The 14561-nt window shown below is 52.3% G+C and carries 17 protein-coding genes; 15 read left to right on the top strand and 2 right to left on the bottom strand.

Translation table 11 applies throughout. The features are described from left to right. The 3 genes from KNP64_RS06640 to KNP64_RS06650 all read left to right on the top strand — a co-directional run. Nucleotides 1-460 (top strand): hypothetical protein (locus KNP64_RS06640; protein ID WP_214792213.1); only part of this gene is annotated, 460 nt, incomplete at its 5' end. Between the two features lie 143 nt (nucleotides 461-603). Continuing rightward, on the top strand, nucleotides 604-1233 hold the full coding sequence (upp, locus tag KNP64_RS06645; RefSeq protein WP_021066126.1) for a uracil phosphoribosyltransferase: 630 nt from the start codon (nucleotides 604-606) through the stop codon (nucleotides 1231-1233). Nucleotides 1234-1389: 156 nt separating this feature from the next. Next, on the top strand, nucleotides 1390-1674 hold the full coding sequence (locus KNP64_RS06650) for a CHASE3 domain-containing protein (RefSeq protein ID WP_214792215.1): 285 nt from the start codon (nucleotides 1390-1392) through the stop codon (nucleotides 1672-1674). A gap of 430 nt (nucleotides 1675-2104) precedes the next feature. Here KNP64_RS06650 and KNP64_RS06655 read toward each other — a convergent pair whose 3' ends face one another. Together KNP64_RS06655 and KNP64_RS06660 are read right to left on the bottom strand one after the other, a co-directional pair. Continuing rightward, nucleotides 2105-3436 carry a (Fe-S)-binding protein gene (locus KNP64_RS06655; RefSeq protein ID WP_251126339.1) on the bottom strand — a complete coding sequence of 444 codons (1332 nt, stop codon included), beginning with the start codon at nucleotides 3434-3436 and terminating at the stop codon, nucleotides 2105-2107. Further along, nucleotides 3433-4833 (bottom strand): FAD-binding oxidoreductase, encoded by a 1401-nt coding sequence (locus KNP64_RS06660; protein WP_251126351.1) that lies wholly within the window; start codon nucleotides 4831-4833, stop codon nucleotides 3433-3435. The genes KNP64_RS06655 and KNP64_RS06660 overlap by 4 nt, the downstream gene beginning before the upstream one ends. 646 nt (nucleotides 4834-5479) lie before the next feature. Here KNP64_RS06660 and KNP64_RS06665 point away from each other — a divergent pair. From KNP64_RS06665 to KNP64_RS06720, 12 genes are all read left to right on the top strand, one after another. Next, nucleotides 5480-5707, top strand: a complete 228-nt coding sequence (locus KNP64_RS06665; protein WP_029594686.1) for a hypothetical protein — start codon at nucleotides 5480-5482, stop codon at nucleotides 5705-5707. After that, nucleotides 5704-6117: an ATP synthase subunit I gene (locus KNP64_RS06670; RefSeq protein WP_029594687.1), complete on the top strand. Its 414-nt coding sequence runs from the start codon at nucleotides 5704-5706 to the stop codon at nucleotides 6115-6117. Before KNP64_RS06665 ends, KNP64_RS06670 begins: the two co-directional genes overlap by 4 nt. Next, nucleotides 6117-6854: a F0F1 ATP synthase subunit A gene (atpB, locus tag KNP64_RS06675; RefSeq protein ID WP_021066134.1), complete on the top strand. Its 738-nt coding sequence runs from the start codon at nucleotides 6117-6119 to the stop codon at nucleotides 6852-6854. The genes KNP64_RS06670 and atpB overlap by 1 nt, the downstream gene beginning before the upstream one ends. A 78-nt stretch (nucleotides 6855-6932) precedes the next feature. After that, nucleotides 6933-7145 (top strand): F0F1 ATP synthase subunit C, encoded by a 213-nt coding sequence (gene atpE / locus KNP64_RS06680; protein ID WP_024370837.1) that lies wholly within the window; start codon nucleotides 6933-6935, stop codon nucleotides 7143-7145. A 71-nt stretch (nucleotides 7146-7216) separates the two neighbouring features. Further along, the gene (gene atpF / locus KNP64_RS06685; protein WP_029594688.1) at nucleotides 7217-7744 is read left to right on the top strand and encodes a F0F1 ATP synthase subunit B; all 528 of its coding nucleotides are present in this window, start codon (nucleotides 7217-7219) and stop codon (nucleotides 7742-7744) included. After that, nucleotides 7744-8277, top strand: coding sequence for a F0F1 ATP synthase subunit delta (locus KNP64_RS06690; RefSeq protein ID WP_021066137.1), 534 nt, complete (start codon nucleotides 7744-7746; stop codon nucleotides 8275-8277). Before atpF ends, KNP64_RS06690 begins: the two co-directional genes overlap by 1 nt. An 18-nt stretch (nucleotides 8278-8295) precedes the next feature. After that, nucleotides 8296-9804 (top strand): F0F1 ATP synthase subunit alpha, encoded by a 1509-nt coding sequence (gene atpA, locus KNP64_RS06695; RefSeq protein WP_029594689.1) that lies wholly within the window; start codon nucleotides 8296-8298, stop codon nucleotides 9802-9804. 36 nt (nucleotides 9805-9840) lie between these two features. Continuing rightward, nucleotides 9841-10698 carry an ATP synthase F1 subunit gamma gene (atpG, locus tag KNP64_RS06700; RefSeq protein WP_021066139.1) on the top strand — a complete coding sequence of 286 codons (858 nt, stop codon included), beginning with the start codon at nucleotides 9841-9843 and terminating at the stop codon, nucleotides 10696-10698. A 34-nt stretch (nucleotides 10699-10732) separates the two neighbouring features. Next, on the top strand, nucleotides 10733-12151 hold the full coding sequence (gene atpD, locus KNP64_RS06705; RefSeq protein WP_021066140.1) for a F0F1 ATP synthase subunit beta: 1419 nt from the start codon (nucleotides 10733-10735) through the stop codon (nucleotides 12149-12151). Between the two features lie 28 nt (nucleotides 12152-12179). Then, the gene (locus tag KNP64_RS06710; RefSeq protein WP_021066141.1) at nucleotides 12180-12590 is read left to right on the top strand and encodes a F0F1 ATP synthase subunit epsilon; all 411 of its coding nucleotides are present in this window, start codon (nucleotides 12180-12182) and stop codon (nucleotides 12588-12590) included. Nucleotides 12591-12762: 172 nt separating this feature from the next. Continuing rightward, nucleotides 12763-13959, top strand: coding sequence for an EAL and HDOD domain-containing protein (locus KNP64_RS06715; RefSeq protein WP_214792219.1), 1197 nt, complete (start codon nucleotides 12763-12765; stop codon nucleotides 13957-13959). Between the two features lie 198 nt (nucleotides 13960-14157). After that, nucleotides 14158-14376, top strand: a complete 219-nt coding sequence (locus KNP64_RS06720; RefSeq protein ID WP_021066143.1) for a DUF1146 family protein — start codon at nucleotides 14158-14160, stop codon at nucleotides 14374-14376. Nucleotides 14377-14561: the final 185 nt, after the last annotated feature.

Genomic DNA, 14561 nt, shown 5'->3' on the forward strand with positions numbered 1-14561 from the left:
GAAGCCAGCTGAAACGACAACGACGAAGCCAGCTGAAACGACAACGACGAAGCCAGCTGAAACGACAACGACGAAGCCAGCTGAAACGACAACGACGAAGCCAGCTGAAACGATAACGACGAAGCCAGCTACAACGACTGCAACGAAACCAGCTGCAACGACAACGACGAAGCCTGTAACAGAAACGGCGACAAAGCCTGTCACAAAGCCAGTCTCAGCTCCGAAAGCAGATGCCTCGACGGACAAACCGACCGAGTCGAAACAAAAAGAAAAAGCTGACTGGAAGCAAGAGAAGAAAGACAAAAAAGAGAAGAAGAAGGCGAAAAAGCATGCCAAAAAACATGCTAAAAAGCATGCCGGCAAGCACAGCTCGTCTAACGACCATCACGCCGCCAAAGGAAACATGTGCGGAAAAGTGAAACACAAGACGGCCGGTTTCTTAAATTTCTTCAAATTCTAAACCATGTGTCACCTGAACCCCGAGGGATTGATTTCGTTCCTTCGGGTTTCGTCTGACCTCTTAAAAAACAGAAGTTGACCCTACCTTTCTCAGAAAAGTTAGGGTACAATGCTCAAGAGAGATTGAGAGAGGAGTGAAGCATGATGGGCAAAGTACACGTTTATGACCACCCATTGATTCAGCACAAGATGACGATTATGCGTAAAGTAGAGACGGGGACGAAGCAGTTCCGTGAACTCGTAGACGAGGTTTCGTCACTCATGGCATATGAAATTACACGCGACCTTCCGCTTACTGATGTGGAAATTGAGACACCGGTCTCTGTATCGACACAGAAGATGATTGCCGGCAAGAAATTGGGAATCGTCCCAATTTTACGGGCAGGCCTCGGCATGGTGGATGGCTTCCTCAAAATGATGCCGAACGTCAAAGTCGGTCACATCGGTCTATACCGTGACCCGGAGACGCTCGAGCCGCACGAATACTATCTCAAGTTGCCGACGGACGTCACAGAGCGTGACTTCATCGTCGTCGACCCGATGCTCGCGACAGGCGGTTCGGCCGCTGATGCGATCGCCGCGCTTAAAAAGCACGGTGCCAAGTCGATCAAGCTCGCTTGCCTCTGTGCAGCCCCTGAAGGTGTGGAACGTGTTCAAGCCGAACACCCGGACGTCGAAATCTATCTCGCCGCACTTGACGAGAAGTTGAACGACCACGGCTACATCGTACCAGGACTCGGTGACGCAGGTGACCGTCTGTTCGGAACGAAATAAGCATGAACCCGATGAGAGGATCCTGGTGATCCTCTCTTTTTTGTGGGAATGTGCACCAATCGATTCAAATTAGTTGAGACGATTGAAGAGACGGCCGATAGTAGAAGAGGAAGAGACCGTAAGTCGGTCCGATGTCGGGATAAGGGAAGAGACACGATGAAGACTAAATTCTCGCTACTGCAAAGATACTTACTCATCTCCTTGATGGCGTTGTTTTTAACGAGCGTCTGGAGCTATAGCGCGTTTCAGGACATCGAGCAGGAAAATCGACGGATTGTCGAGGAAGCCATCCCGATTTCGAACGCTGTCTCGGAGCTGTTTCGGCTATTGCTCGACCAAGAGCTATCGGTTCGGGGCTATACATATAACCAAGACGCGCAGTCGCTCGAACAGTATGAGGCGACGAAACAATCATTTATAGGGCGATGTGGTCTCGAATGAATTTAAAAATAAGCCCGGCACCCGCCGGCATTTTGACTAGCTATTACATATAGGCGTCTCCCAGCAAAATTATCCATTTTTCTGCGCAAACAATTTCAAAAAGTTGAGCGGCCGTGGATTGACCGCTCCAACACGGAGGCGCAATGCCTCGACAAACCACGCGCTTGGTACGTCGCTCCACCGTTTTCGCAGAGGGACTCGGCTACATTTGGCTGCCTAACTATATTGACGGTAAATTCTCGTTTTGATCACGTACCGTCTATTAAATCGTAGGTGGTTAAAGGCGAGGGTGTTACAGATATATCCGATATTGTAACGCATGATGACGGCAATCAAGAAGAAGGGGTCCGGCCACTGAAAATCGGTGACCGGACCCCTCTTTTTATTGAAAAGCTTTAAAACCGGCTAGTTATGTCCCAGCCTCTTTTTGTTAAATCGCATGATGATCCATCGCCTCGACGAGCAAATCGGCTAGATGGACGGCGCGCATCGATTCACTCCCATGCTCTTGAATCCCGAGTTGCATCTGCATGTGGCAGCCCGGATTTGACGTCACGATCGTTTGTGCCGCCGTGGCGTTCACGTGCCCCATCTTCATCTCGAGGATGTCGTTGGCAATGACGGGTTGCAACAGATTGTAGACGCCGGCCGAGCCGCAACAGTGGTCGGCATGCTTCTGTTCGATATAGACGGCGCCTTTGATCGCCTGGAGCAACACCCGTGGGGCGAGTGCCCCTTTTTGCACGTTGCGGAGGTGGCACGAGTCTTGGTACGTAATGAGCTGCTCCGGTAGGGAGAGCGGTACGCGGTCGAGGAAGCCGACCTCAATCAAAATCGAGGCGAAGTCTTTGATCTTGGCCGTGAACCGTTCCGCGCGTTCGGCCCATTCCGGGTCGTGCTTCAACAGATGGTCATAACCGATGAGGAACGCCCCGCAACCGCCTGCGTTCGTGATGATGTAGTCGACGTCCTCGGCCTCGAAAGCGGCAATATTCTGCTTGGCGAGCGTGATGGCGCCCGTCTGTTCGCCGGCATGGCCGTGAAGCGCCCCGCAGCACTGCTGCGCTTTCGGGATGACGATATCGCAACCTGCCGCTTGGAGCAGTTTGATCGTGTTCGCGTTCGTCTCATAAAACATCGTATCCATCAAGCAACCGCTGAAGAAAGCGACCCGGGCCGTCGTCGCGCCCGTCGCTTGAATCCGCTCGGGACGACGTCTGCGCTCCGTCTTCGCTGGGACCGTCGGTAAGATCGTCTCCATCTTTTGGAGTTGGTCTGGGAACCAGTCGAGGATGCGGAGTTTATGGGTGAGCGTCTGGACACCGGACTGTTGATAAAAGCGAAGGAAGCCCGTCGCCGTCTCCATCTTCGCTTTATTCAAGAACAGCCCGTCAAAGACGACTTTCCGGACGATCCGCTCGCGGACGGGCATCTGTCCCGTCGCACGTTTATGTTCGGTGATGGCGGCGCGTGCGTCCTCGAGCAGAACGCTATAGCGCACCCCGGCCGGGCATGCCGGCTCACAGGCGAGGCAACCGAGGCATTCGTTGATCGTCTTCTCGACGCCCTCATCCGGTTCGATCAACCCGTCGACGACTCCTTTCATGATGGCGATGCGTCCGCGCGGGGAGGCGGACTCGTCTTTCGAGCGGATATACGTCGGGCACGTCGGCAGGCAAAAGCCGCAGCGCATGCAGCCGAGCATCTCTTCGTAATCGAGCTTCTCGGTCATGCGGGTAGCGAGTTCGGTTCTTTGCTTCATGACAGTCCTCCTTGGACGATTCGTTTCTTCGCCGCTTTGGCGAACATCTTCTGCGGGTTCATGATACCGTGCGGGTCGAAGGCGAGCTTGATGCCTTTCATGACGTCTATCCCGGCCGGTCCGAGCTTCCATTCGAGATACGGGGCTTTCATCGCCCCGACCCCATGCTCGCCGGTGATCGTCCCGCCGAGGTCGAGCGCGGCGGCGAAAATATCGGCGAACGCGGCCTCGACGCGCTTCATCTCTTCGTGGTTCCGAGCATCGGTCGCGACCGTCGGATGCAGGTTGCCGTCCCCGGCGTGGCCGAACGTGGCGATTTGAATGTCGTATGCCCGCCCGATCGCTTCGATGCGGCGGACCATCTCGGCGATCTCGCTCCGTGGCACGGTCGCATCCTCTAAAATCGTCGTCGGGCTGAGGCGGGCCAGGGCGGATAAGGCGATGCGCCGCGCATAGCGCAACGTCTCGGCATGCGCTTCGTCCCGGGCCACTTCGACCGACAAGGCCCCTTCCTCGAGACAAACAGCGTGCATCGCTTCGATATCGCGCCGGACGACGTCAAGTGGACCATCCTGTTCCAATAGAAGGAGAGCACCGACGTCTGTCGGCAATCCGATGTTCGCATACGCCTCGACGACCTCGATCGTCTTTTTGTCCATGAACTCGAGCGTTGCCGGGATGACGCGGTTCTCGATGATGCGACTCACTGTCCTGGCCGCGCTGTCCAAGTCCTCGAAATAGGCGAGCATCGTCTGTTTCGTCTCGGGGAGCGGGATGAGCTTGAGCGTCGCTTGCGTGATGACGGCGAGCGTCCCTTCCGATCCGACGAGGATACGGGTCAAATCATAACCGGCGACGTCTTTGGCGAGCTTCCCGCCCGTACGGAGCACTTCGCCGTTCGGGAGCACCGCTTCGAGCGCAAGCACATAATCGGCCGTGACCCCGTATTTCAGTCCGCGCAAGCCGCCGGAGTTCTCACTGATGTTGCCGCCAATCGTCGAGATTTTCATCGAACTCGGGTCCGGCGGATAAAACAGGCCTCTCGCCTCGACGGCTTGTGCCAAATGGGCGGTGATGCAGCCCGGTTCGACCGTCACCGTCAAATTCTTCTCGTCAATCTCGACAATCTTGTCCATATGACGGAAGTCCATGACGACACCACCTGAAAGCGGCGTCGTGCCGCCGGCGAGATTTGTCGCCGATCCGCGTGGGACGACGGGGATCCGGTGTTCGTGGCACAGCCGTAACACGGCCTGCACGTCCTCGGTCGAGCGGGGGGCCACGATCGCGTCTGGCATCGCTTGATAGTTCGGCGTCGCGTCAAATGAATAGGCGAGTCGGGTCGTCGAGTCCGTGAAGACGACATCGGCGCCGATTTTCTCGCGTAGTTGGGTCATCCAATCCATTCTAGTTCCTCCTCACACGCATCAACATGCATTCGATGCGGGCGTCGGTTTCGAAAGTCACAAAATCGACACATTTTTAGATAGCGCTTACATCGTAATCGTAGCCATTCGAACTGGTATTGTCCACCCATTTCGGGTTGATAGGAAGGGCTTTCCAGGCGATTGACCGCTCGGGAAAGTCGGTGTGATATTCATCACTACAAATTCGTCAGAACCCCTCGACATGACAAAAAGATAATCGGTATACTGATACAGGGCGATGTAAACGATTTCAAAATCGGGTCAACGTTTGTTTCAAAACCTTTTGTGAACGTAAGCCGTTTTGCATTGTAATTTCCAAAACGTGAAGGTATAACTGAACTATTCTTCATCTGGTTCGTAATGTGAAATGTTATAAAGTCAACATTTTTATTTCACCGTTTCTTCATACTTTCTTAAAATTTGACGATTTTAATTTAGTTTGTGAACTGCGTAAAAGCCTTGATACGACTTGATTTAAAGCGCTTTTATAATTGTGAAATCAATTGACTTCTTATGCCATTTCCAGTACTCTGAACTTGTGTGACTTTTGATGGTCACGCGAGTGTGAATCCGATGGAGAAGATGCATGGCTCGGCAGCTCGAAAGGGGGATGAGGATGACGAAAAAAGACAATCGTTACCTATCTTATGCCTCGCTCGCCTCTCAAATCTCGACCGCGCTCGCTGGACCGATCGTCATCGGTTATCTCGTTGGCCAATACGGGGCGAGACGTGAAATTTGGGGCACGTTTGGTTGGAATGTGTCAGTGCTTCTCGGAATGGCTTTCGGGATCACGGCGCTAGTTCTCACCCTTCGAAGTTTACTGACAGGAGAGGACGAATGAACTTACAACAAGTGCAAGCAGACAGAAAAGCACAACAGCAGTTGATGAAACGCTATACGAAGTGGTTTATCGGATGGTTCGCCATTCTCCTCATCGGAGCGCTCATCGTCCCTATGTACAAACCGGTATTTCTCGGCTTGTTCTTAGGCGGGGTCGCCAGTCTCATCATTCTACATATGCAGAATCGAAGCGTCATTCGGATGTTTGACGTGATCGAACATGGACGACGCCCGAAGTCGCACGGGACTGTTTCAAGGATGGCAGTCGGTGCACTAGCCGTGATAGTCGGTCTCTTTTATGAGGATCGAGTATCGCTGATAGCGGTGGTAACTGGTCTAATCGCCGGCCACATCATACAATTTGGCGAGTTCACACTTGCCCAGCTCAGCAGGAAAAGAGGTGAATACTAATGGGTCATGAGTTTCCCACATATTCTCTACAACTCGGAGATTATACGTTATATGGGAGCTGGACGAACGTCATTACGGTGCTGATCGCATCACTACTCGTATTTACGTTTGCCGTTTGGGGAACGCGACGCTTGGCTATGAAGCCGACTGGTAAGCAGAACTTAATGGAATTCTTCGCAGAATTCACACGCGGGATTATCTCGAGTGCGATGGACTGGAAGACAGGTGGCCGTTTTATCGGGTTTGGAATGACGTTGATTTTGTTCATTCTCTTCTCAAACTTAATGGGTCTACCGTTTAACGTCATCTCTGGTCACTATCTATGGTTCAACTCACCGACGGCCGATCCTTACGTCACGTTGGCATTGTCGACACTCGTCGTTGCAATGTCGCACTATTACGGCGTGAAGCTACACGGTTTGAAGCACTACTCGGCGGAATTCGTGAAGCCGGTCTGGTTCTTATTGCCGATCAAGCTCATCGAGGAGTTTGCGAACACCTTGACGCTCGGTCTGCGTCTTTACGGTAACATCTTTGCCGGTGAAATCATGATTACCATCATCTTGGGACTCGCAATTACCGCAGAAGGGGCACTTAACCCGCTCGGTGCTGTGTTCGCAATTCTCCCAATGATTTTATGGCAAGGTTTCTCAATCTTTATCGGGGTTATCCAATCCTACATTTTCCTGACGCTTGCAATGGTGTATATCGGGCATAAAGCTTCTGCCGAGCATTAATTCGGGCAGGTCTCGCCAAAGCGTTGAACAAAAAAACTATTTACTTAACTTTTAGGAGGAATATACACAATGGAACAAATGAATCTTCTCGCAACAGCACTCGTTATCGGTCTTGGAGCACTCGCGGCTGGTATCGGTAACGGTCTCATCGTATACGGAACAGTACAAGGACAAGCACGTCAGCCAGAACTCAAAAACGAACTTCGTCAAACAATGTTCATCGGTATCGGTTTGGTTGAAGCCCTCCCGATCATCGGTGTGGCTGTCGGTTTCCTTCTCCTCAACTCTTGATTACGAGTTAACGAGAACAACGTAAGAGGGAGCGTGTCTCCCTCACTTATTTAGTCAAGAGGAGGGTATGCATGGATACGATGATGATTGCAGCTGGTGCTGGCGGCGAAGGCCTCCGCATCCTGGATATGATCTTTACACTTTTCACATTCCTCGTACTCTTGGCCCTGTTGAAGAAATTTGCTTGGGGACCACTCCTTGGAATGATGAGACAGCGTGAAGAGTATGTAGCGAACGAAATTGAGCTCGCTGAAAAGAGCCGCAAAGATGCGGAAACATATGTAGTCGAACAACGTGACGCGTTAAGCGCAGCACGTACAGAATCGAAAGAAATGCTTGATTCAAGCCGTCGTCAAGCAGAAGCGGAACAAGCACGCTTGGTGGAGCAGGCGCGTTTGGAAGCCGAACAAATCAAGATCGAGGCGGGTAAAGCGATCGAACGTGAGCGTGAGCTCGCGAAGCAATCGCTCCAGACCGAAGTCGTCACACAGGCGCTCTCGGCCGCACGCCACGTCCTTCAGTCAGACCTCAAAGGCGACGAAGCGAAACAACGTGCCCTCGTTACAGACTTCCTGTCTAAAGCGAAAGGTGCTAACTGATGAACACATCGTTAGCAAAACGCTATGCCAAAGCGCTCTTCGACTTAGCGCGGGAACAAGGCACGCTCGACCAAGTCGAAGCGGAAGTGCGTCTGCTCGATGAAGTGCTCCACGCGACTCCTGAACTCACGGATCTCTTAACGAATCCGGCAATCAGTGACAGCGAGCTTGCACAGCTTTTAACACATAGCTTTGGTGACATGACAGATATCGTGCTCAACACACTTCTCGTCATGGTCGAAAACGACCGTGCGAGCGAAGTTCGCGGCTTGTCGCGCTACGTCCTTGATTATATCAACGACTACCGTGGCATCGCCGAAGGGTTCGTCACGAGTGCTTACCCGTTGTCGGCAACAGAGTTGAAAGAAGTCGAACTCGTCTTCGGTCAGAAGATGAACAAGACGCTTCAATTGAAGAACGTCGTCGATGAAGACGTCATCGGTGGACTTCGTGTCCAGATCGGCTACACGACGTATGATGACACAATCGAAAACAAACTAACACGCCTCGAGCGTGAATTGTTGAATGCGTAAGAAATAGGGGTGAATTCAATGACGATCAAAGCTGAAGAAATCAGCGCCCTGCTAAAAGAGCGGATCGCTTCGTACGGTTCTGAAATCGAAGTCAGTGAGACAGGTACAGTCATTCAAGTAGGTGACGGTATCGCTCGTGCATACGGACTCGATAACGTTATGGCGGGGGAACTCGTAGAGTTCTCTAACGGCGTAATGGGCTTGGCGCAAAACTTAGAAGAAGGTAACGTCGGGATTATCATCCTTGGCGACTACAAAGGCATCAAAGAAGGCGACTCGGTAAAACGTACGGGCCGCATCATGGAAGTTCCAGTCGGTGAAGCGCTCCTCGGACGCGTCGTCAACCCGCTCGGACAACCAATCGACGGTCTCGGACCGATCGTGACGGACACATACAACCCGATCGAGCGTAAAGCTTACGGCGTTATGGCCCGTAAGTCAGTTCACGAACCGCTCCAAACTGGTATTAAGGCGATTGACGCCCTCGTACCAATCGGTCGCGGTCAGCGTGAGCTCATCATCGGTGACCGTCAAACTGGTAAGACTTCGATCGCAATCGATGCGATCATCAACCAAAAAGAAGAAAACATGGTCTGTATCTACGTCGCAATCGGTCAGAAAGAATCGACTGTCCGTGGCGTAGTTGAGACGCTCCGTCAAAACGGCGCCCTCGATTACACGATCGTTGTTTCGGCATCGGCTTCACAGCCAGCCCCACTTCTTTACCTCGCACCATTCGCTGGGGTATCGATGGGTGAGTACTTCATGGACCGCGGACAACACGTCCTCGTCGTGTATGATGACCTCTCGAAACAAGCGGCAGCTTATCGTGAGCTCTCGCTTCTTCTCCGTCGTCCTCCAGGCCGCGAAGCCTACCCAGGGGATGTCTTCTACCTCCACTCACGCCTTCTTGAGCGTGCGGCGAAGTTGAACGACGAACTCGGCGGCGGTTCATTGACAGCACTTCCGTTCATCGAGACACAAGCGTCGGATATCTCGGCTTACATCCCAACGAACGTAATCTCGATCACAGACGGTCAAATCTTCCTTCAGTCGGACCTCTTCTTCTCAGGGGTACGTCCAGCGATCAACGCCGGTCTCTCGGTATCGCGTGTTGGTGGTTCGGCTCAAGTGAAAGCGATGAAGAAAGTTGCGGGTACGCTCCGTCTTGACCTCGCGTCATACCGTGAGCTCGAAGCGTTCGCCCAGTTCGGGTCGGACCTCGACAAAGCGACACAAGCGAAGCTCAACCGTGGACAACGGACTGTTGAAGTCTTGAAACAAGACTTGAACGCACCGCTTTCGGTCGACAAGCAAGTCATCATCATCTACGCTCTCACGAAAGGTCATCTCGATGACGTCCCAGTCGAAGACATCCGTCGTTTCGAAAAAGAAATGAACGCATGGCTCGACCAAAACCGTGCGGACCTCTGCCGTGAAATCCGTCAAACAGGAAACCTTCCTGCTGACGAGGCGATGGTCGATGCACTTACGGAATTCAAAAAGACGTTCTCGCCATCGGTTTAATCCGGTGACGAGCGTCTATTAAGGTGGTGAATCGAAATGGCATCATTACGTGAGATCCAGATGCGGATCACCTCGACCCAAAGCACGAAGCAAATCACGAAAGCGATGAACATGGTGTCGGCCTCGAAATTGAACCGCGCTCAAGGGAGCAACGCCAACTTCAAGCCGTACATGACCAAGTTGCAGGAAGTCATCTCGTCGATTGCCGGCGGTACTTCAGGCGCAACACACCCGATGCTTCAAGTCCGTCCCGTTAAACGGACCGGCTATATCGTCATCACGTCAGACCGCGGACTTGCTGGTGGATACAACGCCAGCGTCCTTCGTGACGTGTATCGCGAGTTAAAAGCCAAACACGGTTCAACAGACGAATACCGTCTGTACGTGATCGGGAAGGTCGGCGTTCAGTTCTTCAAGGCCCGTAACATTCCGGTGTACAGTGCCATGACAGGACTCAACGACCAGCCATCATTCGTTGAAGTCGCAGAGATCGTCAAACAGACGGTCGGCGCGTTCAGTGAAGGCGAGATTGATGAATTGAAGCTTTGCTACAACTCATTCATCTCTGTCATCAGCCAAGAAGTGAAGATCGATCGATTGCTTCCGCTTGGGAATATCGAACAGACCGCATCTAATGTGATGTATGAATACGAACCAGAAGAAGAAACGATCTTAGCAGCGCTCCTCCCGCGTTACGCGGAAGGACTCATCTATGGCGCGCTCCTCGATGCGAAAGTATCGGAGCACGCGGCTCGGATGACGGCGATGTCGAACGCGACGGACAACGCGGATGAACTCATCCGTGGACTCAAGCTCAAGTTCAACCGCGCGCGTCAAGCGGCGATCACACAAGAAATCACAGAGATTGTCGGAGGTGCGGCTGCGCTTGAATAAGCGCACGCCCTCTAGATTGTAGGAGGCTAACACGATGAACGAATACGGCATGAAAGGCCGCGTAGTCGCAGTCATGGGCCCAGTTATCGACGTTAAGTTCGACAACCACTTACCGAACATCTATAACGCCCTTAAAGTCACACACGTGGCTGAATCGGCGCAAGATGTCAGTGTCGACTTGACGCTCGAGGTGGCGATTCACCTTGGGGATGACACGGTCCGTACGATTGCGATGGACTCAACGGACGGCGTTCGCCGCGGCATGGAAGTACTTGACTTAGGTTCACCGATTTCAGTACCAGTCGGAGAAGAGACGCTCGGTCGTGTCTTCAACGTACTCGGTAACCCGATTGACGATAAAGAAGTGTCACCGACTGTCCGTCGGTCACCGATTCACCGTCTCGCACCGACGTTCGATGAGTTGTCGACAAAAGTTGAGATCTTGGAAACAGGGATCAAAGTCGTCGACCTTCTCGCACCATACATCAAAGGTGGTAAAATCGGCCTCTTCGGTGGTGCCGGTGTAGGTAAAACCGTTCTCATTCAGGAACTCATCAACAACATCGCGCAAGAGCACAGCGGGATTTCTGTATTCGCAGGAGTCGGCGAGCGTACGCGTGAAGGAAATGACTTGTTCCACGAGATGACGGACTCAGGCGTTATCAAGCAAACGGCGATGGTCTTCGGTCAGATGAACGAGCCACCGGGCGCGCGTCTTCGCGTAGCCTTGACGGGTCTTACAATGGCAGAATACTTCCGCGATGAGCAAGGACAAGACGTTCTTCTCTTCGTCGATAACATCTTCCGTTTCACACAGGCAGGTTCGGAAGTTTCGGCCCTTCTCGGTCGGATGCCATCTGCCGTAGGTTACCAACCGACACTCGCAACGGAAATGGGTATGCTTCAAGAGCGGATCACGTCAACAGCTAAAGGATCGGTTACATCGATTCAAGCCGTATACGTACCAGCCGATGACTATACTGACCCGGCTCCAGCGACAACGTTCGCTCACCTTGATGCAACGACTAACTTGGAGCGTCGTCTTTCGGAGATGGGGATTTACCCAGCCGTTGACCCGCTCGCATCGACTTCACGTGCCCTCTCGCCTGACATCGTCGGACCAGAGCACTACGAAGTAGCCCGTAACGTCCAGCAGACGCTTCAACGTTACAAAGAGCTTCAAGATATCATCGCAATCCTCGGTATGGACGAGTTGTCTGAAGACGATAAGCTCACGGTTCACCGTGCACGTCGCATTCAGTTCTTCTTGTCACAAAACTTCCACGTGGCTGAGCAGTTCACAGGCCAAAAAGGTTCGTACGTACCAGTTAAAGAGACAGTCCGCGGCTTCAAAGAGATCCTCGATGGTAAACACGATGATCTTCCAGAAGATGCATTCCGTCTCGTTGGTCCAATCGAAGACGTCATCGAAAAAGCGAAGACGTTGGTCTAAGACCTACACGGAAGGGGGAAACTAGACGATGAATACTCTTCACGTCAACGTCGTCACCCCGGATGGTGCAGCCTATGAGGGCGAGGCACGGATGGTCGTCGCAAAATCGGTGACTGGTGAACTCGGTATCTTACCGAAACACATCCCGATGGTGACACCGCTCGACATCTCAGTTCTCAAACTGCGCCACGAAGATGGTGGACGCACGCTGATCGCACTCAGCGGCGGTTTCATGGAAGTTCGTCCCGACACGGTGACGATCTTAGCTGAAACAGCCGAAATGGCGGATAAAATCGACTACGACCGCGCTTCTGCGGCGAAAGTTCGTGCCGAGCGTCGTCTCCAAGACACGAAGCTCTCGGACCTCGAATTCCGTCGCGCGGAGCTCGCGCTCAAAAAAGCGATCAACCGCTTGAGCATTCGCGATATCAAAGAATAACCGACATCTCTCCTGCAGCCGCAGGGGAGATTTTTTTGCGTCTAGACCGAATAGATCACGTTCCTTCTATATATAGGTCAAAAGCATCAGAAGTTTCACGCCCAAATAGTGGAAGGAAGGGGCGCCTTATCCGATAATATAGGTGGGAACTACGGTAAAGGAGCTAAAGGGAATGAAAGTTTATGTTGCGCGCCAACCGATTTTTGATCAGAAATTACGCGTCTGTGGCTATGAACTGTTATATCGCCGCAGCGAAAAAAATATATTTGAACACGTCGATGACGCACTCGCGACCGCCGACGTGATTCATAACGCCTATCTCGTCTTCAACTTTCGGGAGTTGACGGAAGGGACGCGGGCGTTCATCAACTTTCCGCAAAATTTGATTGAGAGCGAAGTGCCGGCTTTGTTGCCACGACAGACACTCGTCGTCGAAGTGCTCGAACACGTCGAGCCGACAGAGAAAGTGTTGGCCGCTTTGCGCTCCTTGCGCCGGAAAGGCTATACGATCGCCCTCGACGACTTCGTGTTCGAAGAGAAGTATCGACCGCTCATCGGGCTCGCCGATATCATTAAAATCGATTATCAAGCAACGCCGATCGACCAACAGAAGCGGCTGATCGATGCGCTCGGGCATCGCGTCGAATTTTTAGCGGAAAAGATTGAGACGCCGTTTGAATATGAGATCGCCAAAAAACTCGGCTATCACATGTTCCAAGGCTATTTCTTCAGCCGGCCGACGGTCGTCCACGGTGCCGAGGTTCATCCGCTCCGGCATACGCTCGTCGAAGTGTTGAAAGAGCTCGACAAGCCAGAGCCGAACTTCCGCCGCATCGCGAGCCAAATCGAACGTAGTGTGGATTTGTCGTATAAGATGTTGCGTTCGGTCAACACGGTCTATCAGAAAGGTCGTCATACGATTCAATCGATCGAGCAGGCCGTCGCACGAATCGGTCTCGATGAGATGCGACGCTGGTCGTACTTGATGTTGCTTCGGGAGCTGCAGACGTCCGAATCGAAAGAATTGATTAAACAGAGTGTGATCCGCGGCAAGATGATGGAGCTGATCGCCGCCGAGACGTTGCCGCAAGTGACGGCGTTCGATGCGTTCATCACCGGGATTTTCTCGTCGCTCGATGTGATTTTGGATGAGGAGATGCAGACGCTCGTCTCGGAGCTTCCGGTCGAACCCATCGTCAAGGCAGCGCTCCTCGGAGAAGACAACGAGTTGCGGGGTTTACTCGACACGGTCCTCGCCTACGAGCAGTTGACCGTGCCTGTCGAGGAGACAGCGCCTGACTTGTCACGTTACTATGTCGAGGCGATTCGATGGAGCCAAACCTATGACGGCGAAGTGAATAATGTTTGAAATGTTGAAGGGACGTCAATTACTGTACTAAGGCCATGCGCCGATTGACGTTCCTTTTTGTATGCGGTTTATGGAGAGAAAGCGAGTTGATCGGATGAACCCATTCCACCACTCACTTAAACGCTAAGTCTTTTTTTCTCTGACGTGACATGCTATGATTAAAAATGGTACGAATTTTTGAAAAGAGGGGAATCGTCGATGTTGAACACCGTGTTATCGCTCGTCATTTACGTCGTAGCGATCTACGTCGCTTGGTGGGCACTCATGCCGGTCAAATGGGACCGCTTGCTCAATCAAGTGAGGAGTCCGCAAGCAGCAGTCTTGCGTGTCCTCGTGGCCGTCGTCTTCGGTTCACTGATCGCCCAGTTCTTTTTGGAGTATATCCGATTGGCCCAGGCGCTCGCACCATTACAGTAGGCAGGGAAACGATTACTAAACTGTAATCCTGCTGTAACGTTTCTTATAGGTTTATCGTGTAGGATAAATTCGTCTGACATGACGAATTTTTCATCAGAATTTCATGAGTGCTTTTATTATTATTTTTCTCTCTGATGAAGCGTCACGTGTTACAAACCATCGTAGTAATCGACATAACCACATCC

This window comes from Exiguobacterium sp. s64 (assembly GCF_018618035.1).
Classification (GTDB): domain Bacteria; phylum Bacillota; class Bacilli; order Exiguobacteriales; family Exiguobacteriaceae; genus Exiguobacterium; species Exiguobacterium mexicanum_A.

What these genes read in the sequence shown, in the direction of transcription:
- atpG (WP_021066139.1), top strand. Translation starts at nt 9,841, where the DNA reads ATGGCATCATTACGTGAGATCCAGATGCGGATCACCTCGACCCAAAGC.
- KNP64_RS06710 (WP_021066141.1), top strand. Translation starts at nt 12,180, where the DNA reads ATGAATACTCTTCACGTCAACGTCGTCACCCCGGATGGTGCAGCCTAT.
- KNP64_RS06670 (WP_029594687.1), top strand. Translation starts at nt 5,704, where the DNA reads ATGAACTTACAACAAGTGCAAGCAGACAGAAAAGCACAACAGCAGTTG.
- atpE (WP_024370837.1), top strand. Translation starts at nt 6,933, where the DNA reads ATGAATCTTCTCGCAACAGCACTCGTTATCGGTCTTGGAGCACTCGCG.
- atpF (WP_029594688.1), top strand. Translation starts at nt 7,217, where the DNA reads ATGGATACGATGATGATTGCAGCTGGTGCTGGCGGCGAAGGCCTCCGC.
- KNP64_RS06655 (WP_251126339.1), bottom strand. Translation starts at nt 3,436, where the DNA reads ATGAAGCAAAGAACCGAACTCGCTACCCGCATGACCGAGAAGCTCGAT.
- atpB (WP_021066134.1), top strand. Translation starts at nt 6,117, where the DNA reads ATGGGTCATGAGTTTCCCACATATTCTCTACAACTCGGAGATTATACG.
- KNP64_RS06665 (WP_029594686.1), top strand. Translation starts at nt 5,480, where the DNA reads ATGACGAAAAAAGACAATCGTTACCTATCTTATGCCTCGCTCGCCTCT.
- upp (WP_021066126.1), top strand. Translation starts at nt 604, where the DNA reads ATGGGCAAAGTACACGTTTATGACCACCCATTGATTCAGCACAAGATG.
- KNP64_RS06660 (WP_251126351.1), bottom strand. Translation starts at nt 4,833, where the DNA reads ATGACCCAACTACGCGAGAAAATCGGCGCCGATGTCGTCTTCACGGAC.
- KNP64_RS06650 (WP_214792215.1), top strand. Translation starts at nt 1,390, where the DNA reads ATGAAGACTAAATTCTCGCTACTGCAAAGATACTTACTCATCTCCTTG.
- atpA (WP_029594689.1), top strand. Translation starts at nt 8,296, where the DNA reads ATGACGATCAAAGCTGAAGAAATCAGCGCCCTGCTAAAAGAGCGGATC.
- atpD (WP_021066140.1), top strand. Translation starts at nt 10,733, where the DNA reads ATGAACGAATACGGCATGAAAGGCCGCGTAGTCGCAGTCATGGGCCCA.
- KNP64_RS06690 (WP_021066137.1), top strand. Translation starts at nt 7,744, where the DNA reads ATGAACACATCGTTAGCAAAACGCTATGCCAAAGCGCTCTTCGACTTA.
- KNP64_RS06715 (WP_214792219.1), top strand. Translation starts at nt 12,763, where the DNA reads ATGAAAGTTTATGTTGCGCGCCAACCGATTTTTGATCAGAAATTACGC.
- KNP64_RS06720 (WP_021066143.1), top strand. Translation starts at nt 14,158, where the DNA reads ATGTTGAACACCGTGTTATCGCTCGTCATTTACGTCGTAGCGATCTAC.